The 20,412-nt window shown below is 68.5% G+C and carries 20 protein-coding genes and 3 pseudogenes; 6 read left to right on the top strand and 17 right to left on the bottom strand.

What is annotated here, in order from left to right; all coding sequences use genetic code 11:
• Positions 1-3 precede the first annotated feature (3 nt).
• Positions 4-2,058, top strand: a complete 2,055-nt coding sequence (locus HNQ79_RS34645) for a SpoIIE family protein phosphatase (protein ID WP_185036243.1) — start codon at positions 4-6, stop codon at positions 2,056-2,058.
• Between the two features lie 532 nt (positions 2,059-2,590).
• Here HNQ79_RS34645 and HNQ79_RS30615 read toward each other — a convergent pair.
• Together HNQ79_RS30615 and HNQ79_RS30610 are read right to left on the bottom strand one after the other, a co-directional pair.
• Positions 2,591-3,016, bottom strand: coding sequence for a hypothetical protein (locus HNQ79_RS30615; RefSeq protein ID WP_185036242.1), 426 nt, complete (start codon positions 3,014-3,016; stop codon positions 2,591-2,593).
• A 476-nt stretch (positions 3,017-3,492) separates the two neighbouring features.
• Positions 3,493-4,104: a hypothetical protein gene (locus HNQ79_RS30610; RefSeq protein WP_185036241.1), complete on the bottom strand. Its 612-nt coding sequence runs from the start codon at positions 4,102-4,104 to the stop codon at positions 3,493-3,495.
• 528 nt (positions 4,105-4,632) lie between these two features.
• Between HNQ79_RS30610 and HNQ79_RS30605 the strand changes: the two genes are divergently transcribed.
• A complete protein-coding gene (locus tag HNQ79_RS30605; RefSeq protein ID WP_185036240.1) occupies positions 4,633-5,028 on the top strand; it encodes an STAS domain-containing protein in 396 nt (131 codons plus the stop codon).
• A gap of 130 nt (positions 5,029-5,158) precedes the next feature.
• Here HNQ79_RS30605 and HNQ79_RS34250 read toward each other — a convergent pair whose 3' ends face one another.
• The gene (locus tag HNQ79_RS34250) at positions 5,159-5,467 is read right to left on the bottom strand and encodes a DnaJ C-terminal domain-containing protein (protein ID WP_373312552.1); all 309 of its coding nucleotides are present in this window, start codon (positions 5,465-5,467) and stop codon (positions 5,159-5,161) included.
• Positions 5,468-5,503: 36 nt separating this feature from the next.
• Between HNQ79_RS34250 and HNQ79_RS30600 the strand changes: the two genes are divergently transcribed.
• The gene (locus HNQ79_RS30600) at positions 5,504-5,932 is read left to right on the top strand and encodes a hypothetical protein (RefSeq protein ID WP_185036239.1); all 429 of its coding nucleotides are present in this window, start codon (positions 5,504-5,506) and stop codon (positions 5,930-5,932) included.
• Positions 5,933-6,008: 76 nt separating this feature from the next.
• On the opposite strand, the gene HNQ79_RS30595 is transcribed toward HNQ79_RS30600, so the two are convergent.
• Positions 6,009-7,355 (bottom strand): IS630 family transposase, encoded by a 1,347-nt coding sequence (locus HNQ79_RS30595; protein ID WP_185036238.1) that lies wholly within the window; start codon positions 7,353-7,355, stop codon positions 6,009-6,011.
• Between the two features lie 428 nt (positions 7,356-7,783).
• On the opposite strand from HNQ79_RS30595, the gene HNQ79_RS30590 reads away from it, so the two are divergent.
• Positions 7,784-8,170, top strand: a complete 387-nt coding sequence (locus tag HNQ79_RS30590) for a hypothetical protein (RefSeq protein ID WP_185036237.1) — start codon at positions 7,784-7,786, stop codon at positions 8,168-8,170.
• Positions 8,171-8,352: 182 nt separating this feature from the next.
• Here HNQ79_RS30590 and HNQ79_RS30585 read toward each other — a convergent pair whose 3' ends face one another.
• From HNQ79_RS30585 to HNQ79_RS30560, 6 genes are all read right to left on the bottom strand, one after another.
• Complete coding sequence (locus HNQ79_RS30585) at positions 8,353-8,505, bottom strand: hypothetical protein (protein WP_185036236.1); 153 nt, start codon at positions 8,503-8,505, stop codon at positions 8,353-8,355.
• A 289-nt stretch (positions 8,506-8,794) separates the two neighbouring features.
• Positions 8,795-9,514, bottom strand: coding sequence for an SGNH/GDSL hydrolase family protein (locus HNQ79_RS30580; protein WP_185036235.1), 720 nt, complete (start codon positions 9,512-9,514; stop codon positions 8,795-8,797).
• On the bottom strand, positions 9,511-9,978 hold the full coding sequence (locus tag HNQ79_RS30575; protein ID WP_185036234.1) for a cupin domain-containing protein: 468 nt from the start codon (positions 9,976-9,978) through the stop codon (positions 9,511-9,513). Before HNQ79_RS30575 ends, HNQ79_RS30580 begins: the two co-directional genes overlap by 4 nt.
• An 84-nt stretch (positions 9,979-10,062) precedes the next feature.
• Positions 10,063-10,929: a helix-turn-helix domain-containing protein gene (locus tag HNQ79_RS30570; protein WP_221508317.1), complete on the bottom strand. Its 867-nt coding sequence runs from the start codon at positions 10,927-10,929 to the stop codon at positions 10,063-10,065.
• Positions 10,930-10,944: 15 nt separating this feature from the next.
• Positions 10,945-11,172 carry a hypothetical protein gene (locus HNQ79_RS34245; RefSeq protein ID WP_229923486.1) on the bottom strand — a complete coding sequence of 76 codons (228 nt, stop codon included), beginning with the start codon at positions 11,170-11,172 and terminating at the stop codon, positions 10,945-10,947.
• Positions 11,173-11,708: 536 nt separating this feature from the next.
• Positions 11,709-12,167, bottom strand: a complete 459-nt coding sequence (locus HNQ79_RS30560; RefSeq protein ID WP_229923485.1) for a hypothetical protein — start codon at positions 12,165-12,167, stop codon at positions 11,709-11,711.
• A 173-nt stretch (positions 12,168-12,340) separates the two neighbouring features.
• On the opposite strand from HNQ79_RS30560, the gene HNQ79_RS30555 reads away from it, so the two are divergent.
• Positions 12,341-14,317 carry an SMI1/KNR4 family protein gene (locus HNQ79_RS30555; RefSeq protein WP_185036232.1) on the top strand — a complete coding sequence of 659 codons (1,977 nt, stop codon included), beginning with the start codon at positions 12,341-12,343 and terminating at the stop codon, positions 14,315-14,317.
• A gap of 75 nt (positions 14,318-14,392) precedes the next feature.
• On the opposite strand, the pseudogene HNQ79_RS33335 reads toward HNQ79_RS30555, so the two are convergent.
• Positions 14,393-14,783: pseudogene (locus tag HNQ79_RS33335) on the bottom strand (DUF6009 family protein).
• A gap of 129 nt (positions 14,784-14,912) precedes the next feature.
• Positions 14,913-15,508, bottom strand: a pseudogene (locus HNQ79_RS30550) (primase-like DNA-binding domain-containing protein); the annotation flags it as partial.
• A gap of 100 nt (positions 15,509-15,608) precedes the next feature.
• Between HNQ79_RS30550 and HNQ79_RS30545 the strand changes: the two are divergent.
• A complete protein-coding gene (locus tag HNQ79_RS30545) occupies positions 15,609-16,346 on the top strand; it encodes a dienelactone hydrolase family protein (protein WP_185036231.1) in 738 nt (245 codons plus the stop codon).
• A 379-nt stretch (positions 16,347-16,725) separates the two neighbouring features.
• Here HNQ79_RS30545 and HNQ79_RS30540 read toward each other — a convergent pair whose 3' ends face one another.
• The 5 genes and pseudogenes from HNQ79_RS30540 to HNQ79_RS30525 form a co-directional block, all read right to left on the bottom strand.
• A complete protein-coding gene (locus HNQ79_RS30540; protein ID WP_185036230.1) occupies positions 16,726-17,112 on the bottom strand; it encodes a hypothetical protein in 387 nt (128 codons plus the stop codon).
• 110 nt (positions 17,113-17,222) lie between these two features.
• Complete coding sequence (locus HNQ79_RS30535) at positions 17,223-17,990, bottom strand: class I SAM-dependent methyltransferase (protein ID WP_185036229.1); 768 nt, start codon at positions 17,988-17,990, stop codon at positions 17,223-17,225.
• 258 nt (positions 17,991-18,248) lie between these two features.
• On the bottom strand, positions 18,249-18,812 hold the full coding sequence (locus HNQ79_RS30530) for a hypothetical protein (protein ID WP_185036228.1): 564 nt from the start codon (positions 18,810-18,812) through the stop codon (positions 18,249-18,251).
• A 100-nt stretch (positions 18,813-18,912) separates the two neighbouring features.
• A pseudogene (locus tag HNQ79_RS34240) lies at positions 18,913-19,091 on the bottom strand (GNAT family N-acetyltransferase); the annotation flags it as partial.
• A 361-nt stretch (positions 19,092-19,452) separates the two neighbouring features.
• Complete coding sequence (locus tag HNQ79_RS30525) at positions 19,453-19,779, bottom strand: WhiB family transcriptional regulator (protein ID WP_185036227.1); 327 nt, start codon at positions 19,777-19,779, stop codon at positions 19,453-19,455.
• Between the last annotated feature and the right edge of the window lie 633 nt (positions 19,780-20,412).

The following is a 20,412-nucleotide window of genomic DNA, read 5'->3' as shown; positions in this document are numbered from 1 at the left end:
GACGTGCAGGATCCCGACCAGCCCCTCCTGCTTCTGGTGGACCTTCCCCGGCAGGTGATCGACGCTGTCGTGGGCGAGCTCGGCGCGACGGCCGAGATCATCGAGAGCACCCCCGAGGACGTCCTGCCCCTCACGAACGGAACGCCCGGCCGACGCCGGCCCACCGTCGTGGTGCTGGGCGAAGCAGTCACCGGGCCGGCCGGAGTGATCCACACCATGCGCCCCCATCCCAGCGACCTGTCGGTCGCCGCGATGTACAGCTTCGCCACCGAGGCGAAACTGGCTGTGCTCCCGCTGCTGTTCTCCGCGGATGTCGTGCGCCCGGTGCAGGATCGGCAGTCAGTGCCCGACACCATCAAAGAACTCCTCAGGACACTGACCCGCCGTCGTGCACACGCGGCGACGCAGGCCGCAGCCCAACAACAGCTGTCCTCAAGTGCCGTGCTCGAACGACAACTGGGCGAGCGTCTGCTGGGACAGTTCCTGAACCAGGCGCCCATCGGCGCACTGATGCTGGACGGCGAGACGTTGGTCGCCTGGAACCGCCGGGCCGCCGACGTCCTGGACATGCGGGAACCCGACTCGCTGCATCGGCCCATGACCGACCTCTTCCCCACCGAAGAGCGCACCGCACTCCGCCGCCATCTGACCTCCCCCGGGCATCACCGGGGCACCGAACCCGACGCGGTCTTCGAACGCACCCGACCCGACGGCGGCCCCCAGGCCCTGCGCATCGCCGCCCAGCACGTCCTGGACACCCAGGGGCGAACCCGCACCCTGGTACTGGCCGAGGACGTCACCGATCGCTTGCACGCACAGCGCAAACTCGCCGAACGCACCAGCCACGCCCTGCTCACCGCGGAGATCGCCGCCGCCATGACGGAACCGGGACCGCTGGACGAACGCCTGCGCCGGTGCGTGCGCGCCATGGCCGACCGCCTGGGCGCCGACCGTCTCTGCATCTGGACCCTTGACGACCAGAACGAGATCGCCCACACCACCTGCGCCGACGGCGACGCCCAACCACCCGCGACGTCCGCCTGCCTGGAAACCCAGCGGCCCCTGGTCGAGCACATCCTCACCACACGCCGCCCCCACCTGGACATCGCCTCCCAGCCCGACCACCAGACCGACCAGGGCACAACAACTCAGGGCTCGTTCGCCGGTTACCCCCTGATCTCCGGGGAGGAACTAATCGGCGTACTGACCCTCACCACCCGCCTCGCCCTGCCCGGCTCCACCCAGACCACGCTGGGGAACATCGCCGACCAGATAGCCGTCGGCACCCAACAGGACCGGCTCCTGCACCGCCTGCACCAGACCACCCGAGCCCTCGAACGCCCCCTGCTCCCCCCACGACTGCCGCATCTGCCCGGCTATGACCTCGCCGCCCGCTACGCGCCCTACGGCCAAGGGCTGCACATCGGCGGTGACTTCTACGACGCCTTCACCGCTCCCGACGGTCGGCACATCCTCGTCCTGGGAGACGTCTGCGGCAAAGGCCCCCACGCGGCCGCCATCACCGGCCTGGTGCGCCACACCCTGTGGGCTGCGGCCCAGCACTCCAGCGACCCCGGCCACGTCCTCAACCTCGTCAACGCTGCCCTACGCCGCGAGAACACCCCCTTCTGTACCCTCATTTACGCCGTACTCGACCCCTCCCCGTCCCCCGCCCGACTGCGGATCGCCTGCGCCGGTCACCCCGCCCCCCTGCTGCGCCGAGCGGACGGCCACACCGTGCCACTGGAGATCCACGGATCCCTGCTGGGTGTCCTGGACGAACCGCACCACCCGGTGACAGAACTGGAACTACAGCAGAGCGACACCCTGGTGCTCTACACCGACGGCTTCACCGAAGGAGCCGGCGCCCAGGACCAGCGCACCACCGAAGACCTCGCCACCCTCATCACCACCATCGCTCCGACCGGCCCCGCGGACGCCCTCGTCGGCGCCCTGCTGGACGACGCCCGTCACTGGTGGGGCGGGCGGCTGCGCGACGACCTCGCCGTGCTCGCTCTGGCCCCGCTGGTAGCGATCCCCGACACCCAACCCTCCTGAAAGTTTTTGCACATGGGTGGGTGCGGGCAGGCCGGTGGGTGTTCTGGTCTGCGGTCTTCACGTGGTGAGGGCGAGGTTGTGCATGGTGGCGATGGGCTGGACGGCGTGGTGGAGGCCGGGGCCTTCCTGGCGGCAGTCAGGACGCGAACGCTACGGCATCGCATCGCATCGCACCGGACACGCAAGCGCGGTGCGAGCAGCGCCTGCCCGAGAGCACTCAACCTGGCCTGCCCCTTCCCTCACGCGCCGCACGAACCTCCCTCAACATCCTCTTCTTCCACCCGCCTCCCAGCCTGCTCCCATGGACGGGTCGGGCGTCCGGGAATGCGCGAACACCCGCTTTGCTGAGCGGCTTGCGGTACGTGAGTACTGGGCGGTGCAGCGTCGGTGGCGGGCGGCAGCACTCGATGAGCCCGGTATACACCGTGGGCACAGCGTGGTTGCGGGGTTACCCAGCATGCGTCGCAGACGGTATCGGCATGCTTCAGCCGTTGCCCACTCATCGGCGACGCCTTCCCACGGCTCGGCCGTATCAGGCGGCGGCGATGCCGGTGAGCGCGCTCCGGAGGCGGCGGACCGCTTCTTCGGCCTCTGTGTACTGCTGGAAGGTGGGCGGTTCGGCGCCGAAGGTGGAGCCGGTATCGGCGGGCATGGCGCGCCAGTGCAGGACCGAGCTGAGGGCGGTGGCCGCAGCACCGAGGAACCAGGCCAGGCGTCCGTAGACGTGGGCCAGGGCGATGGCCACCGCGGCGAGTGCTTCCCGCAGGTGTTCCAGTCGGTCGACCTCCAGCAGAACCTGCTGGTGCCGTGGGGTGCCGCCCACGGCCGGCAGTTCCGTAGCGGCCTCCGCCGCGACAGTACGGTCTGTGTCCGTCACGAACCACACCCGCTCGCGGATCTGCCGTTTGGCTTCTTCCACCAACCCTTCGACGGCCGTCAGGATGTTCACGCCGGTCATCTTATGACGGTGCTCATCCGCGGGAGAGCGCAGCAGTCTGCCGCCCCGGGGCGCCCGCCCGGACGGCCACGACCGGCCGCCCGACCCGGCGCACCGTCCTCGGGCCGTCAGTACGCGACGCGGTCCTGCCTCGCCACTTCTGCACCCCGGAACGTGGTCCCTGTCATCGCCCTGGCCTTCGTGCCCGGCATGAACACTGGTGGTCCCGGCTGCTGTTGACGATGGGCAGGTGAGGTGCCCGGCCCGATAGCTCGTGGCGGCGTACTGCAGGAAGACCCCCACGCACCAACAACGGCGAGTACTTGGCGACCTGGTGACGGATGCAGTCGGAGGGTGGGCATTCCGGGGGTGGGCAGCACGATGCCCGGCTGAGGACTTGTCAGCCGGGCACGTTTCGGGCTGTAGTCAGACGGTGCGGCTCAGGGCTGGCATGGATTGGCTGCCCTCAAGAGCTCCGTTGGCCTGTGTGTGGTGGTTCAGCAGGGGAGGGTGGTCTTTCCGGCTGCGCCGGTGGCGCCGGTGGTCCCGTTGGAGGTGGATGTGGCGGCGGTGCCGTTGCCGCCGGGCTTACCGGGGCAGACCGGGCTGGCCGCGCCGCCGGCGCCGCCGAGGCCGCCCTTGTAGCCGCCGCCGGCCTTGGCTGCGCCGCCGTTGCCGCCCTTGCCGCCTGCGATACCGGCGCCCGCGTCGCCGACGCCGCCCACACCGCCCTTGCCACCGGTGCCGCCGAGCGTGGCACCGCCGCCGGTGCCGCCGGCACCGCCGTTGCCGTTGGCGCCACCCGCGCCTCCCGTACCTCCGGCGCCGCCGACGCTCGCCGTGCCGCTCGCGTCGCCGCCGTTACCGCCGTTGCCGCCGTTGCCGTTGGCACCCGCAGCGCCACCGGTGCCGCCGAGGCCACCGAGACCGCCGCTGGTCCCGACGCCGTTGACGCCGTTGGCGCCGGGGAAGCCCAGGACTCCCAGCGCGGAGTGGGCCCGGGCGCTGTTCGCACCGGACTGGGCGGAGGCGAGGGCCGGGGTGGCGGTGAGACCGGCTACGGCGATCGAGGCGATGAGGAAGGTCCGTGCGGTGGCTGTCGTGCGCATGAAGCGCATGGGATTACGTCCTTCGGTTTGCCGCCGGGGAAAATCCCCGGCTGACAGTCATCAACGTAGGCACACCCGCCGCACATCGCGCCCCAAAGAAAGAGCGAATGTATTTGAATGGCCTGATCCATCAAATTTTGGCCTCAAATTCTAGAACGCTGATTTTCGACGTTCTTGAACCCGGCAACGTAGGCCAGAATCAGCGGTATGCATTTCGATTCCCGCCACCCAGGAAACCGCGCTTCTCTCCGAACAGCCCCTGATCAGTAGAAATCACGGAGGTCCAGCTCGTGCGCATTGGCCACCGAGCCTCGACCAGTGGTGCGCTCGGGTACCGGGGGAACCAGCCGCAGGCGAACAGCGCGGTCAGTCCGCGAGGAGCTGGGACGCCATCACTCGCTTTTGTGTCGGAAACGGTGTAAGCGAGTATTGAATCCCAGGTACCGGGTCAGTCATCACCATGGCCGTCCGAAGCAATGCAGGACGAGGGCGGCGCAGTCAATACGGCCCTGAGGGAACGGGACACCGATGGAACAGACACCCCCGCGGGCCAGAGCAGTACCGGGGATACCCAAGGCTCCGATGCGCCTGCACCAGCTGGGCACTGCACCCGGCCCCCTCGTCCTGGCCGTTCAAGGCGAGATCGACCCCCACAGCGCCACCGTCCTCGAACACCTCTGCGCCACCCTCGCCCAGGACGGCACCACCCGCCTGGTCCTCGACCTGTCCGGCGTGACCTTCATGGACTCCGTCGGCATCAACACCCTCCTGCACACCCACCGCACCATGACCGCTACCGGCGGCTGGCTGCGCCTGATCTGCACCCCCTCCCCCACCCGCGACACCCTGCACCTGCTCGGCCTCGACAAGGTCATCACCCTCCACAACGACCTGGCACACGCCCTCCACCCGCCACACGACTGACCGTGCAGGGAGCGCCTGACGCCCTGTTGAAGACGATCAGGAACTGCGGGTGCGGCTTGCCATGACGGCGGAGGCCGGCCTCGCGATCGGCTGAATCTGCTTCAGATGACTTCTTCGATCGCTCCCACGATCAGCGTGAACAGGTCCTCCATGGGTCGTTCCACAAACTTCTGGTCGGCACCGCGTGCTTGCTGCAGTCCACGTCGATGAGGCGCGCCCATTCGGCCGGCCGAGCGGCAGCTCGGGCGTCAACGTGCACGGTCACGTACACGTCCCCTGGGGCACCGCCGTTCTTTCCCGGCTCCCCCAGTTCCCTGATCCGAACCTCCTGGCCATCCCTGACCCCTGAGGGATGCGGGGTGGAGGTCCTCGCCGGGACCACCCGGCATGCCCCGGTCACGGTCACCTGGGCGCGCGGCGAGTAGCGTGCAGGCTCCATTCTTGCCTTATCGCATACGTGTACGAAACGAGGGGAATGACTATCTCCGCTTTCGCGCCCACAACTGTCCCGGAGGCCGTCGCCCTGCCTCCGGTGGAGGTGGCGCTGCCGGGCTGGCAGCTCACCGCCAGCCTGGCCCGGCGGTGGCAGACGAGTGCCGGAGCGTGGGTGTACCGGGTGGCGGTGCGGGCCTGGACCGCCGACCACAGCCGCACCGGCCAGGACCTCGCGGAGTCCCTCGTCGAGATCGCCATTCCGGCCGATCACGTGCGGCCGGTGCCCGGTCAGGACTACCGCACAGTGCCCTCCCTTCACCGGGCGGCCGGCGGGACGATAGGAGAGCGCCCCCGGGGCATGCGCGGGCAGCCGCAGTCCGTAGAGGGTTGGCAGGTGGAGTCGGTCCGCCAAGGCAGGAGGCGACGGCTTGCGATGTGTGTGCTGCCCGCGATGCGGGCGGTGATCTGAGGCATCCCTACTTCGCACGTCAGCACAGGCGCTCCCCGCCGCCGGTAGCTAGTGTGATGCGCCAGAAATCCCCGAGCTAAGTCCGTGTCTGGTTGTTGTTGGTCACTGGGTTGATTTTGGTCAGGTAGTCAGCGAGAGACTTGAGGATTTCGTCGGCGGTCTTGGTCCAGGTGAAGGGCTTGGGATCCTGGTTCCAGGTCTCGATCCAGGCTCGGATGTCGTCTTCCAGGGCTTTCACGGAGGTGTGGACACCTCGGCGGATGAGTTTGTCGGTCAGCAGGCCGAACCAGCGCTCGACCTGGTTGATCCAGGACGAGCCCGTAGGGGTGAAGTGGACGTGGAAGCGGGGATGTTTGGCCAGCCAGGTCCTGATCTCAGCGGTGTTGTGGGTGGCGTAGTTGTCACACACCAAGTGCACGTCGAGGTCGCGGGGCACGGCCTTGTCTATGGTGCTGAGGAACTTCTTGAACTCGATGGCCCGGTGGCGGCGGTGGAACTCGCCGATGACGGTGCCGTCAGCAATGTTGAAAGCTGCGAACAGGCTGGTCACGCCGTGCCGGTAGTAGTCGTGCGTGCGCCGCTCAGGCATGCCGGGCATCATCGGCAGCACCGCCTGGGAACGGTCCAGAGCCTGGATCTGGGACTTCTCGTCCACGCATAACACCACGGCCCGTTCGGGCGGGTTGTGATAGAGCCCGACCACGTCCACGACCTTCGCGACGAACTGCGGGTCGGTGGACAGTTTGAAGGAGTCCTGCAGGTGCGGTTTGAGATCGAACCGTTTCCAGATCCGGCCGATCGTTGATTTCGACAGGCCCGTACGGGCAGCCATCGAGGCCCGTGACCAGTGGGTGTCCGGAGCGGGTAGAGATTCCACGGTGGCCACGACGACGTCCTCGACTTGGTCGAGGAGGATCGAGGGCGGCCGACCAGGCCGGGGCTCATCGGCCAGGCCGTCCAGGCGATCGGTGAGGAACCGAGCACGCCAGCGATCCACGGTGGAGACGTCGACACCCAGCTCGTCGGCGGTCTGCTTGTTCGTCCCGCCTTCCGCGCAACGCAGGACGATTCTCGCGCGAAGCGCCAGGCACTGTGCGGTCTTCGCTCGCCTGGCCCACCGGATGAGCTGCTCCCGTTCCGCCTCGCTCAGCACGAGATCGGCCTTCGGCCGGCCGATACGCGCACCGTCCTCAAGGCCCGCCATCCGCTCGGCCGCAAACTTCCCGCGCCATTTGCGCACCGTGGCGACAGTGACACCGATCTCCACCGCCACCCGGGCATTTGGTGCACCATCCGCGCACGCCAGCACGATACGAGCCCGCTCGGCGAACCGGGGCGCCACCGCCCCGCTCGCCCAGCGGGACAACTCCGCGAACTCATCGTCAGAAAGGCGGACTTCAACAGCACGAGGACCTGGCGACATGACAACAAGCTACAGACTTAGCTCTGGGATTTCTGGCGCATCACACTAGGGGTCCACAGGCGTGTCCCGATGGGTGGGCGCACACTGGAGTGAGTGCGGGATCCTCTCCGTGGGGTGATACCTATGCGCCGCGTCCTGTCGTCAGGCTTCACCTTCCTGCTGTCGGCGGCCGTTGCTGTGGCGGGGCTCAGTGGCTGTGGTTCCGACGAGAAACCGCAGGGGGCCAGTCCAACAGTCAGCCGGACGCAGACCGAGACCCGGACCGTCGCCCCTGAATCCCCAACGCCCTCACGGCCACCGCCGATAACCACTGCCGTGCCCCCGTCCCCAGCCCCGACCACTCCTGAGCCGTCGTCCGCCCCCGCTGATGCAGCTTCAACCGTCGAGGCATACTTCGATGCCGTCAATGCGCGCGACTACCGGCGGGCATGGGATCTCGGAGCAAATACCTTGGTGACCCTTCCTACTCGTCCTTCGCGGCAGGCTTTCCAGATGTTGAACGCGACACCGTTCACATACTTGATGTCAGCGGCGGGACCGTGACGGTCACGATCGATGTACTGCGGCCAGACGGCACCCAGCAGGTCTGCGAGGGCACTTACACAGTCAGGGGCGGAATTATCATTGACGCCGCCATACGCCTCGTTGCACCGCCGGTGCCGTACGAACCCGAGAGCTCCTACCCGACCGGACCCTCTGCAGGTGAACCCGACGTGGACTGTCCTGACCTCCCCGGCCCCGTCCGGGTCGGCCCTTCCGACCCACACAACCTCGACAGCGACGGCGACGGCACCGGTTGCGAGGCCGACTACTGACCTGAAGCGGGCTGATCGATTGCTTCGCGGCCTGGCCGGCAGCCGATGAAAACGGGCCAGCCGACGTCATCCTAGCGGGGCCGAGAGTCAGCAGGGGGTGGCTACGCAGGGTACGAACGCTGAACTTCAACCGGCCTCGCGAGGATAGTGGTCCCTTCGGTCGGAGGCCATCGGTGAGTGTCTCAGACCTGGTCCCGGCGGCGAGGCCGCAGCGGCCGGTAGCCGGCCGGGTCGAGATTGGCGAGTTCGGTGTCGACCTCTACGTTGACCGTGCTGTGAAAGTTGACGTTCCCGCTGTGCGCTGGGGAGATATGCGCCAGCAGTTCATCGTCCACCGCCCGGCCTTCGGCCCTCGTCTGGGCGACCGCCAGGCCGTAGTACTCGCCCTCGGCACTGGTGGACTCTCATAAGCAACTGCCGCCAGATCCCCGTGGAACCCAACCTGCCGGTGACTTTGTGTGATCGCCAGCGGCGTTTCGGCTCCAGGTCCCGCCGGTCTCGTTGAACAGGCGGATAGTGGCTTTGTCGTGAAAGCCGAGAGCGTTCGAGACGGTCCGGTCTTCGTTGCTCCCCCGGTAGGGGTGGGAACCGAACACGCGGGCAAGGGGCCGCCGCCGGAACCGGCTACGTGCTCCGGGGCGGCAGAAAGGTGTCGATGACCTCGGCGACAAGGGCGGCGCCGCGGCTGTTTTGGTGGATGTGGTCGGTCGTGAGCACGAGACATCGGCGCCGCGAGATCGTGTCGAGGCTGCGGCGCAGCACGGCGTGCCGGACGAGGACGCCGGCGCCCGCCACGGGCGTCAGCTCCCGGTACGGGATCGGGGGCGGGTCCGCTTGGCGTAGTTCCTCGATCTGGCGTTCGTGGAGCGGGAGGTAGGTCGCCCCGTTGGTGGTGGCAATTTCGGCGATCATCCGGCTGTACGCCTGCGATGCCTGCGCCGCCGCTCCGTCGAGTTGTTGGCCGAGGACAGGAAGCGACAGCAGACCGATCGTCGCGCCGGTCTCCGTTCGCAGCCGTTCGACGATGGCTCCCAGACACTGCTGGAACCAGCCGGCCGACGGGCGCTCGGGGAGTTGTTTGCGTTTCATGGCCCGCTCGATGGGGTAGCCGGCGAGGCTCGCTCGGGCGTCGTTGGTCCCGATCAACACGGTGATCACGTCGGGTGGGTCCGCGACGACGGCATCAAGGCGCCGCGAGAGGTTGTAGGCGAAGTCGCCGTTGGCGGCGAAGCGGGCGAACCGTACGTCGCCGGGAGGGCGGCGTCGTTCGACAAGGTCCAGGTAGTCGACGCTGAGCTGCGCGCAGGTGAGGCTGTCGCCGAGGCACGCGACACGGGTCGTCACGGTGTTCGCGGGTCGGACATGCCGGCGTGCTCGGTCGGGCGGGCTTCGGTCCGGGGACGGTGGTCGGTGCCGAGGCCAGCGGTGATGGTCAGGATGGACGCCGGCCCCGCCATATCGACCGCGTGCCATGTCCCGGCCGGGTTGACGGTGGCCTCGCCCGGCCCGAGCGCAACCCGGTCGGGCACTCCGTCCACATCGCGGGTGACCGTCACCGACCCGCTGAGGCAGACGACCAGTTCGTCGCCGGCGGGGTGGCGCTCCCAATGGTCGCCGGGGCCGTCGCCGTCGAAAATCGTCACCATCCGGCCCTCGGCGCCGTCCGCCGCGACCGCGGCGCTGTAGGCCTGGAGCACCTCCGGGTCCCAGGCGAAGCCCTCGACGGGTTTCGCTCTCGACCCCAGCCCGAGGTGCACGGGGGTGGTCCGCAGGTCGATGGCGTTGGGTTCGTGATTGACGAGTCTCATGCCGACGATCGTCACAGGACGGCACTCGGGTGGTCTTGAAGAAAAGGGAACGGAAGCCGACGCGGTGGGCGGCGCGGTCGGCGACTACCCGGTCCCGAGCAGGACTTCGCCGCGACGCCATGCTGTCGGCGATCGGCCCGTGAACTCGCCCCAGTCCCGGACGAGATGGGCTTGGTCGGCGTAGCCGGAGACGGCCGCCACATCTGCCCACGGAAGCGGGTCGTGAGTGGTGGCCAGTTCGTGCGCGTGCTCGAAACGCAGAACCCGGGCGAAGGTCTTCGGCGACAGGCCCATCTCACCGCGAAACCGCTCGGTGAGGTACCGACGGCTCCAGCCCAGTTCTGTGGCGACCGCCCCCACCTGGACACGGCCCCGCGCGGCCAAGAGGCGGCGCCAGGCCTCGGCCACCTCGGGGCGCACCCGGGACACGCGGTCGCCGCCGGCGCCGCGGCTGACGGCTCGCAGGAGCAACTCGTCCAGCGCGGCGAACCGCGCGGCCCATGTCGTCGCCGCGCGGAGCCGGTCGGCCAGCTCGACGCCGAGCGCTCCGAGAAGCTCGTCGAGTGGGACCAGCCGGTGGGCGAGCTCGGCGGCGGGCACGCCGTAGACGGCCCGCGCCCCGAGCGGTGTCAGCGACACCTGCACGCCTTGCTGGCGTCCGTCGTGGTGGATCGCGACGGACCGGCACATCAGACCGCCGGCCACGCTGCCGAATCGGGTGACCGGTGACCCGTCGTCGACGCCCGCTGCCACCTCCAAAGGGTCGGACAGGGTGATCACCGCAGTGAGCGAGCGGCCCGGCGGACCGCAGTGTACCCCCGCCGGGAACCCGCGAAGGTCGAAACCGACATACGAGTTGACGTATCGCCGCAAGGCGGGCGCCGGACGTGCCTCGCTCCTGGTGGTCGCATGGTCCTCCACCCTTGTCAGTGTACGAACCAGCGGGCTCATGGTGGGCTCTCGCTGTCAACTGTCGTCGGTACCCCGAGGAATCGAACCTTCCGGTGACTTGGTGTGATCGCCAGCGGCGTATCGGCTCCAGGTCCCGCCGGTCTCGCTGAGCAGGCGGATAGTGGTTTTGTCGTGGTAGCCGAGAGCGTCCGCGACGACGGGGGCGGGCATCTCAAAGAGTTGTTGCCGGATGGCGGCGCCGCGGGCGGCAGCCACTGGGACGCCGATCTCGTTGAGGAGCACGGACAGACAGTCGGGGGGAAGGGCTGGCCCGACCGGCGACCGGGGAACAGCCAGGGGGATGCCTGGTTGATGGCGGTGTTCATGTGGCCGCGGTCGGCGATGTAGTCCAGTAGCAGGGAAACGGCCGGTTCGGGGACGGGTGAGACCAATTCCCCGAGCCGGAGAAGTACGGCTTCTCCGTCGTGCACGACGTCGTCGACGGTGAGCCGGACGATGCGGGTGAGAGGTTGTGCGTAGAGAAGGTCTCGATGAACGTGAAGACCTCGGCGCGTGCGGTGGCCCGGTCGGCCAGGTCCGGGTTCCGATCTCTTTTTTGACCAGGGCCCAGAAAATCTCCGCAGGCGTGTTGACGAAACACGATCCGGTGCGTCCGCAGCTCCGCCGCAGCCCCAACTTTTCTTTCAGGCCTTTGAATTGTGCCGATGTGTACTCGGCGAGTTCAACCGGTCGTTGCGACCGTGTGGCCGGCGTAGCGGGCGAAGGAGGCCGCCCGACTGCTGAGGGTTTGGGTGTTCTCGGAAGCGCTTTGGCGTTCGTCACACAATTCTAACGGCCTCCGTTGGTGCCCCGGTTACGCCCGTTCGGAGCCACTTCAAGCGGCGGTGCTCCTGGTTACAGGCGCGTGGTGAACCGACCATCGGCAGTTTTCGCAGCCAGCCTCGATCGACGGGTCTGACCAGCTTGCTGCGCAGCGGTTCCAGCTTGGCTTTCACGCTGACGTCCACCCCCACCACCTCGCCGACCTCGCAGGCCATGACGGGTTCGGCGGCCTGCCGCACGGCGGTAATGATGCGCTGGTAGTCCCACGGAGGCGAGCCTTCCTCCACACCTGGTTCGCGGTGCGGAATCAGCATCGCCGCTCGTCCGGCCACCTGCCCGGGTATGGGCGCGGCCGAGGCCCGTTCCTCAGCAAGCTGTTTGGCCAGCTGCTCTTCGACTTCGTCCAGATCCGTGCGCCCTGCGGTGATCCGCTCCAGCAGTTCGGGATCCAACATGCACCGGATCGTAGAAGCCCGCCCAGCCACTGTGCCCACGGGGCCCGCCCGCCGATCTGGCCGTGGCTGGCCGTTCCGCCTTCCTGTCGTGGACTTCCTCGCCCGGCGGCGCCCCGGCGGCGAGCTGAGCATGCCGCAGCTGGTTGTCAGTGGTGGATGTGAGGATCGTGCGCATGAACACGGAGAGTACTGACGGGCGGAGTTTTGACTGGCGGTTCTTTCTCACTCGGTGGAGTGAGGAATGGGCCGGCGCCGAGCGGGACTCGGAAGACTTGAGTCCGGAGGACGAACGGGCGCGACGGGCGGGGTGGTTGGGCGGCGAGCCCGCTTCCGATGAGGCCATCGCCGCCATGGAGGCACGGCTTGGGCGCAAGATGCCACCGTCCTACAGGGAGTTCCTGCGGGTCAGCGACGGCTGGCGGCACGCGGGCCAGTTCGTTGTGGAGCTGGCCGGTACCGGTGCGGCGCGCTGGCACCAGGACGCGATGGGACTCGGCAAGGACTTCGACGAGGCCTGGGGCGAGGAGGGCAACCCCGAGGAGGTCCGGGCGATGGTGGGCCTGTGGTCCCGGGCACTTCAGCTGGACGTCGAGTCGGATGCCGTGTTCGTGCTTCTCGACCCGGAGGATGTAGGCCCCGACGGCGAGTGGGCGGTGCGCGTCTGGGCGTACTGGCGGGCATCCGATCCGCAGCGGTATCCGTCGTTCGCGGCGTACATGGTCGACATGCACCGGGAGTTCCACAGCTTCGCAAATGACGACCGTGAGGGCCGAGCCGCGTTCGTCAACGAGACCACCCGCACGCAGGACGCCGCCGTGGCCGTGGCCAGAACCGCGGCCCTGCGCGGCCGTCACGAGGAGGCGGTGCGGCTGCTCACCGAGGCCGCGGGGTACGGGCGGCCATACGCGGCAGATATCCTGCACCAGCTGCGGCTGCTGAGCGGAGAGCGTGCCTACGGCCGGCCGATGGTGCCCCCCGGTTCCCCTCGCTTCCTCACCGAACTGCTCCCGCTGCACGCGGCCGAGGTCGTCGAGAGCGGCCGGTCCCTGGAGGGCTCTCAGTACGCGTACTTCACCGACCCCAATACCTTCCCCGACACCGCACGGGCCGCGGTGGACATCTGGCGCCTGATGGGCACGGGGGACTACCGGTACCAGCCCGGCGGAGCGTTCGGGAGGGCGGTCGATGAGGCCCACGCGGCGGCCCGGTGGGGCGACACCGACACCGCCTGGCGGATCCTGCGCGCTGCGATCCCGCTCTGGGAACCGCTCGACCCGGACCACCTCGCCCCGGTGGGCCTGCTCGCGGACCCCGTGCTGGCCCCCATACTCACCCCCGCCCGCCGCACGGAACTCCTGGCCACCCCGCGAGGAGACGAGTCCGGCACAGCTCACGCATCCGCAGAGCCGACTGCGGACCTGGACCCGGGCGGCCTGTCCTGGCTCGTCCGCGAAGGGGGACTGCGGCCGGGGAATCCGTCGCTGAGCGACTTCCGGATGGTACTGGTCGAAGGGGTAGCGCCGGACGAACTGCCGGTCCTGCTCGGGGAGTCGACCGGCACACCGCTGTCCCCGCCCTTGCACCGCTGGAAGGTCCGCCGCTACCACCGCATGGAGGAGCAGCGCGCCTCCGTCCCACAGGACCGGGCACTGCTACGGGTGGGGCGGGCAGGCGCGGGGTGGAGCTTCGGCTTCGAGGAGGACCCGGCCGGCCGTCATTCCGCGCATTGGTTCCGCTCGCCGGCACCCGCCGCATCTTCTCGGGGCGGCAGGGCGATCGTGGTCTGGGGCGGGTGGAGTTGGGACACCCTGCTGTTCCACCTCTCCGTCGCCGAAGCCGGGGACCCGCTCTTCGAGTACACGGTCCGCGACGGAATCGTGGAGACCGAGACCGGGAGCGTGCCACCGGAACTGGCGCCCGCCAGCCTCGGCTTCAGTCCACCGAGCGCTGTGGCGCCCCACGAGCCGCCCAAGGACGCTGCCGCCCACACCACTGCAACCGCTCGCGCCCTGGACGCCCTCGCCGAGATGTACGGCATCCGCCTGCCACGTCACGCGCTCACCGAGGGGCTGCTGCGTTCCTTCGAGTCGGTGTCCTGGGTGCGGGAGCCCCGGGACGGAGACAGCTGGGTGACGTTGAGATTCGAGTGAGCAGCCGCCCCATGCTCCCCGAAGACGGTCAGCCGAAGTGCGTCGCTTGCTGAGGCAGTCGAGCGTGCGTGGTGCTTACGCGACTATGCCGGTGTCGGTCGGAGTGGCCTGGGAGCGGGAGGTTTTCCGTCCGGGTTCGCCGGGGGCGATGGTGGCGGGGTAGACGGCTTCCAGTGGGGAGCCCACTTTGTAGGGGCAGGTGGGGTCGTCGGGCCGGTTGGGGCGGTCGTGCGGGAGGAGGTAGAAGGTGCGGCGGGTGAAATAGGCCGCTGTCCGCCGTGGGTTTGGCCTTCGGCTGGAGGTTGGCGTACCCGACGAGGCGGCCGTCGCGTTCGTAGCGGGGGCAGCCTTTGCGGGTGGGCACCTTGTCCAGGGACTGGCGGACGTAGTCGAAGTTCTCCCGGTCTTCCAGCCATACGACCTCGGACTCATGCACGAGATCGCCTTCGCTGGGCGTCGCACTCACAAGATCTCCTGGAGGTTGGCGTCCGGGGCCCGCCGTAGTGCTGGGGCGGGGCGAGGAGGGGAAGCATGCCGGTGCGGCCGCAGGCTCCATGGTTCATCGCAGAGGCATCCGGCAGGAGATGACGCGGACTCACCGAGCGTCACTCGGGAGCGGTTCATGTGTCGTGAGATTCAGCAGGGCGAGCCGGGGATAGAACTTCGTCGCGTTGTTCTTGACCATATCGGCGGGAGAGACAAGTCCGAGTTCCTGGCGGATCCGGCTGGCGAAAGCCCGGTTGGGGGAGGCGCGGATGCCTTCCTCGGCGCACCAGCGGCCGTAGGTCTCGTACAGGACTTCCTGCTCGACGCGCAGGTCGGTGCTGTCGCCCTGAAGGCAGCATTCCTGGAGGAAGCAGCCGACGTGGTCCTCGGTGGTCTGGTAGGCGGCGGTGGCTACGATCTTGCCGGCGTCGGGAACCTGCCGCTCGAAGGGGATGATTCGCATGCGCCGCCAGAAGGCGTGCCCGCCGGTGCCGACCTCGGGACGGTCGTCGCCCAGCAGCCACGGCTTGTGCGTGGGGGTGACGTTGAAGAAGTCCTGCCGCAGGCGGCGGGCTGTGATCCGGTCGCCGCCGGTGAGGAGCTTGACCCGGGCTTGTTGCAGGTGCCGTTGGGCTTGAGCTCGGAGCAGACCACGATGCGCCGCCCGTGGAGTTCGGTGAACTCGGCGAGTTCGGTGGAGTATGACCGTTTTTATGGGATTCGCCATATTCGGGTCAACCGGGCTGTTCTGCCAGCGGCAGAACACCGGCCGGGCCGGGCACGACGATCACTACAGTCCAGATGCATGACAACGATTACGACGCGTACGGTCGAGTACCCGGCCGACGGCCTGACGATGATCGGGCACCTCGCGCTCCCGCCCGGTGCCGACCGCCGGCCCGCGGTCCTGCTCGGCCCGGAGGGCACGGGGCTCAGCGACGTCGAGCGCCGCAGGGCCGACGCTCTCGCCGAACTGGGATACGTAGCGCTGGCCTTCGACCTTCACGGTGGACGCTATCTGCAAGACCCCGAGGAGATGCTGGCCCGCTGCATGCCGCTGCTCGCCGACCCCGACCGGATGCGAGGCATCGGCCACGCGGCGCTCGACGTGTTGCGCACCGAGCCGCGAACCGCCCCCGACCGGATAGCCGCCGTCGGCTACGGCACCGGGGGTGCCATCGCGCTGGAACTCGGGCGCGACGGCGTCGACCTGCGCGCGATCGCGACAGTCAACGGGCTGATCACCGGCCGACCGGGCGAGGCGGCGCGCATCCGCTGCCCGGTATGGGCCGGGGTCGGATCCGAAGACCCGATCATGTCGCCCGCCCAACGGGCCGCCTTCACCGCAGAGATGCAAGGCGCGGGCGTCGACTGGCGCCTCGTGGTCTACGGCGGCGCCCTTCACGCCTTCCACCATCCATCAGTCGACCACACCGTGCGTCCCGGCGTCGGCTACCACCCACGGCACGCACAGCGGGCCTGGCGTGACGTCGTCGCCCTTCTCGCCGAGTGCCTGCCCGTAACGGAGGATCCGGAGGCATGACCCAGGCACGCATGCTGGCGACAGACATGGCCGGCATGCATCGAGCACTGACAATCCCGTCGCTGGCGGGAAAACCACACCCAGGCACTCCTCCGCCTCGCCCGCCAACGCATCAGCGTCCTGTTCGCCATGCTCCGCGACGCCACCTTCTACGAGTCCAGAACCCCCGCCGCATGACCATCCCAAATCCCGCGCACCCGGCATCACGTCCTTGACGAAGGACATAGAACCCCCCGGGCCCGGATGGGCTGCCCCTCCCGTCTCAGACTCTTCTGCAACAACGGGCGGACACTGACTGTCCGGCCGTGAACAGAAGGCAAGTTCGTACAGAGGCAGTGGCGTTCAGACAAGTTCAGAGGCTGTGAACGAACTACTGGTCTCAACTGCCGTACGCGCCGCCCTCCAGCGCGCGGGAGCCGCCGGGGCAGGCGAGGACGGAGCGGTAGGAACCGGAGAAGGGGCCGCCCGTGTAGCGAGAGCCGTTCGAACAGTCAACCCACGTGTAGAAGTTATTGCCGGAGCACGAGATCGCGAACGTGGAACCTGACAGAGACGCGTCCCAGCAGCGCAGACTGTCCGCCGACGAAGGAGCCTCCCCACCGGCCCCAGACGCGGAAGGCACAGCGCCGGTCCTGGCCGCCTCGCTTGGATCCACCAGGTTCTCGGCGGAGTAGCTCGCGTCGTTCGGCGCCGCGTAGGCGGCGGGAGCCGTAATCACAAGCGCGGCCAGAAGGGCGCCAGTAAAGATCATTTTGCTCGTCGTCATGCCTCCTCAACGCCAACCGTCAGTCGCAGGACACGGACGACGCGCCCGAATGCGCTCCAGCTGTCATGGTGTCTCTCGAAAACAGTTGGTGAGAGGGCGAACCGAGGGCGTCAGCTTGGCTTGACTGCGTGCAGGACCTGTAGGCCGCGCGGGCCCACGGCGTGGTACCGGACGTCGAGACCGGACGCCGTGCACTGGTCGGTCAGCCACTGGGGTGCCAGGCGGAGCTTGGGATAGCTGCTGGCTGTGAGGTTCCAGCCTCCGTCCTGCCGCGTGTGCAGGAGGTCGTGGACCTGGACCGTGTCGTCGTCGACGTAATCGAGGAAGCACGTGAGGATCCGGTCGGTGGTGCTGCGGACCGGGATGAAGCGGTCCGGGCCGGTCAGTTCGCCGGTCAAGTCGCGGTAGGTGGCAACGAAGCTCCCGGCGGGACGCAGCGCCCGGGCAGTATCGGCGACCAAGTTCTGTACGTCGCTGCGGTCGGGCAGGTGGGGCAGGGTGTCGCCCATGCACACGACGGCGGCGAGAGATCCCGGGGCCGCGAGGCGGGGCAGGATGCCCCGGATGTCATCGTGTACCGGGTGGACGGCCTCGGTGAGCCCGGCACGGCGGGTGTTCGCGACGAGTTCGTCGAGGAGGTGCTTGCTGGTGTCGACGGCTGTGATGGACGTGTAGCCGAGCCGGGAAAGGGCCAGGCTCTGCGGACCGGGACCGCAGCCCAGGTCGACCGCGGCCGCCTCCGCTTCCGGCGGGGCGGCCAGCCCAAGGCCGCCCAGCAATTCCTCTTGCGCTGCCGCCGTGTTCTCCAGGTCTCCGCCGAGCATCCAGGTGTAGTGCTCGGCCAGGAGACGGTCGTAGTGGTCGGTGGCGGTGGTCATGATGTTCTCCTTTTGCGGGAGGGGCGGGTTGCGGTAGCCCGGCCGGGCGGCCGGCCGCACCTGGTCTTTGCAACGGCCGCAGGAAGAGGCGGCGCAACTGGAGGCGAAGCAGGACGGCTTCTTCGGCTTCCTGTACGGCAGGAAGAACGGGTAAGCAGCGCAGCTCTGCCGGTCCTTGCGCCCACCCCCCCCTGCGCCAGCTGCCACGCGGCCGGGCCAGCCTCTGCCGTGGTGGCCGGCGCTGCGGTGGACAGCGCCTCACCTGGCGATCGCGACGGTTCGGCGGCGGTAGTGGGAGATCGCAAGAGCGAGGGTGATGGGTCCCCAGGCAGCGATGGGGGTGACACACACCGCCGCCACTGTCTCCCAGACGGCACTGCTGTATTCGACAGTGTCGATGATGCCGTAAAGGGCGAGCTCGCGACCTCCGCCGATCGGAACAGTGGTGAACAGAAACGTGAGCACCAGGCCGCCGAGTGCAGCGGCGCCAGATGCCACCACCGGCCGAACCCGTCTTCGCCCGATGACCGGGACCCAGTCCGGCACTACCTCTCCCCAGCCACGGACCAGCCCGATGGTCAACAACGCAATTGCTTCCGACAACGCACTCAGCCCGAGAACGTACGGGATGCTCGCCCAATGGGGCGGCATGCCGCCCGCTTGAACCTGCCCCATCTCGAAGTGCAGAGCGAAGGGCAGCCGCCACAGGCACGACGGCAGCAGAAGTAGCGGAAGCGCATAGGCCAGGCGCATCGCCCAACGAGGAACGGGCTGCTCGGTGTCACTGACGGACGGAGGCCGGTGCAGGATCTTCAGGGTCATGGCTTCATCCTCGTCAGGCAGGCGCCACGAGAAATCAACCACGGGGGCCGAACCGCTACGCCGTGCGAAGGAGGCAGTCTCCCTCTCGCGGCGTAGCGGTTCCAAGGGCACGGGCGAGCTCGACCGCACCGGCAATCAGGACGTGCGAGATCCCCTTCTTGCAATGACCAGGGCGTACGCGGATGCACCACAACGACCAGACCGGCAAGTCATCACCTGCGGGATCTTACGGCTGCGCGCGAAGCAGGTGTCCGAGCGCGGCGCTACGGCGGCCCAGCCGCCTCCAAGAACCACGCCCCCTCACCGACTGGCCGTCCTTGAAGCCGTTCCGAATGGGCTGACCCGGCCGGGCTGGGCACTTGACCGGAACGCGGCGTCACAACATGGCAGACACGGGGGAAGAACACCCTCCGTGAGTCACCCGACAGTCAGCGGCATCGCCGCAGGGGTCGTCGGCAAGCACGATGGACACGCTGTCCCGCATACCGACGGGCGGCGGGGCTGGGGCCGCATGCCCAGTGACAGCGGCCCCAGTTGGCCTCAGCGGGTTGTCGCGGCCCGGAGCAAATGGCGACAGCGGAAGCAAACGGTCAGGCTTGGCCAGTCCCGTTCACGCGGCATGCGCCGCGCCCTGCCGCCCTCACCCCGTGGCGCGCCTGGGCTGCTCGTCGACGGACCCCGCGATGCGCTGATGTTCTGATCGGGCCGCTTCAAGCAGGCGGCGCCAGGAGGTGACCAGCGGGCGCCGTCGTAGGAGGGACCGCCGTTCCCGTTCGGTCATGCCGCCCCAAATGCCGTGCTCAATGCGATTGTCGAGAGCATGGGCAAGGCATTCGGTGCGCACCGGGCAGCCGGTGCAGAGGGCCTTGGCTCTGTTCTGGGCCGCGCCGTCGACGAATAACTCGTCCGGGTCTGCGGAGCGGCAGACCGCTCGCTCACCCCAGGTCTCCCGATCTTCTCCGGCCACCCCGACGCCGTCCTTTCTCCGGTCCCGGCCCGCCGCCCTCCCCTGGGCAGGCGCAGTCCGAAAACGGTATGGCAAGCGCGCGCGGCATGGGCCAATGTCGTGTGACGGCACCCTTTCGGGTGACGGCGACCTTGACAGACAACCCCCTTGCGCCTCAGTTGCGGGAGGAACTGCTCGGCCAAGGGACGGCCGCGAGACGTACCGCGTTGTACTGGAGCTGGCCGCACTCAACGCCGCCGCCCCTAGGTTGTGGCCCTTGCCTTCGCCTCTGGAGGAGTGGGCCTGCTCGGCTCGGCGCTGCCCGGGAGGGCGTCCAATACGTTGATGACGTTCGTGGCCTCGGGGCGCCGGCTTCGCTGACGGCCCCTGGCCCGCCCGTTCGGCACCGACCAGGGCTGTGACGCGTGCTTGGGAGCTGTGGTGGAACCGCTCGCTCAGCGATCCGCCACTCACGCCCGGTATCCGCCGCACCACTTGGGCCGTCCGGGGCATCGGGGCGTGCACGTACACATGGCCGCGGCGGCGAAGGGGAAGCCGAGTGGCATGGTGGACATTCTGCTCACGGTTGCCGGTGCGCTCACTCTCGTCGTGGCGGCGTTCTCGGCGGTCATTCAACGGCTGCCGCTGAGCGGC

It is taken from the genome of Streptomyces candidus (assembly GCF_014207445.1).
Taxonomy (GTDB): domain Bacteria; phylum Actinomycetota; class Actinomycetes; order Streptomycetales; family Streptomycetaceae; genus Streptomyces; species Streptomyces candidus.
This window is presented reverse-complemented; position numbering and strand designations above follow the sequence as displayed.

Coding starts and splice junctions, on each gene's coding strand:
- HNQ79_RS30540 (WP_185036230.1), bottom strand. CDS start 17,112: ATGACGACGAGCAAAATGATCTTTACTGGCGCCCTTCTGGCCGCGCTT.
- HNQ79_RS30560 (WP_229923485.1), bottom strand. CDS start 12,167: ATGTTGGATCCCGAACTGCTGGAGCGGATCACCGCAGGGCGCACGGAT.
- HNQ79_RS30595 (WP_185036238.1), bottom strand. CDS start 7,355: ATGTCGCCAGGTCCTCGTGCTGTTGAAGTCCGCCTTTCTGACGATGAG.
- HNQ79_RS30610 (WP_185036241.1), bottom strand. CDS start 4,104: ATGCGCACGACAGCCACCGCACGGACCTTCCTCATCGCCTCGATCGCC.
- HNQ79_RS30575 (WP_185036234.1), bottom strand. CDS start 9,978: ATGAGACTCGTCAATCACGAACCCAACGCCATCGACCTGCGGACCACC.
- HNQ79_RS30605 (WP_185036240.1), top strand. CDS start 4,633: ATGGAACAGACACCCCCGCGGGCCAGAGCAGTACCGGGGATACCCAAG.
- HNQ79_RS30555 (WP_185036232.1), top strand. CDS start 12,341: ATGAACACGGAGAGTACTGACGGGCGGAGTTTTGACTGGCGGTTCTTT.
- HNQ79_RS30590 (WP_185036237.1), top strand. CDS start 7,784: ATGGGATCTCGGAGCAAATACCTTGGTGACCCTTCCTACTCGTCCTTC.
- HNQ79_RS30545 (WP_185036231.1), top strand. CDS start 15,609: ATGACAACGATTACGACGCGTACGGTCGAGTACCCGGCCGACGGCCTG.
- HNQ79_RS30530 (WP_185036228.1), bottom strand. CDS start 18,812: ATGACCCTGAAGATCCTGCACCGGCCTCCGTCCGTCAGTGACACCGAG.
- HNQ79_RS30615 (WP_185036242.1), bottom strand. CDS start 3,016: ATGACCGGCGTGAACATCCTGACGGCCGTCGAAGGGTTGGTGGAAGAA.
- HNQ79_RS34250 (WP_373312552.1), bottom strand. CDS start 5,467: ATGGAGCCTGCACGCTACTCGCCGCGCGCCCAGGTGACCGTGACCGGG.
- HNQ79_RS30535 (WP_185036229.1), bottom strand. CDS start 17,990: ATGACCACCGCCACCGACCACTACGACCGTCTCCTGGCCGAGCACTAC.
- HNQ79_RS30600 (WP_185036239.1), top strand. CDS start 5,504: ATGACTATCTCCGCTTTCGCGCCCACAACTGTCCCGGAGGCCGTCGCC.
- HNQ79_RS30570 (WP_221508317.1), bottom strand. CDS start 10,929: ATGAGCCCGCTGGTTCGTACACTGACAAGGGTGGAGGACCATGCGACC.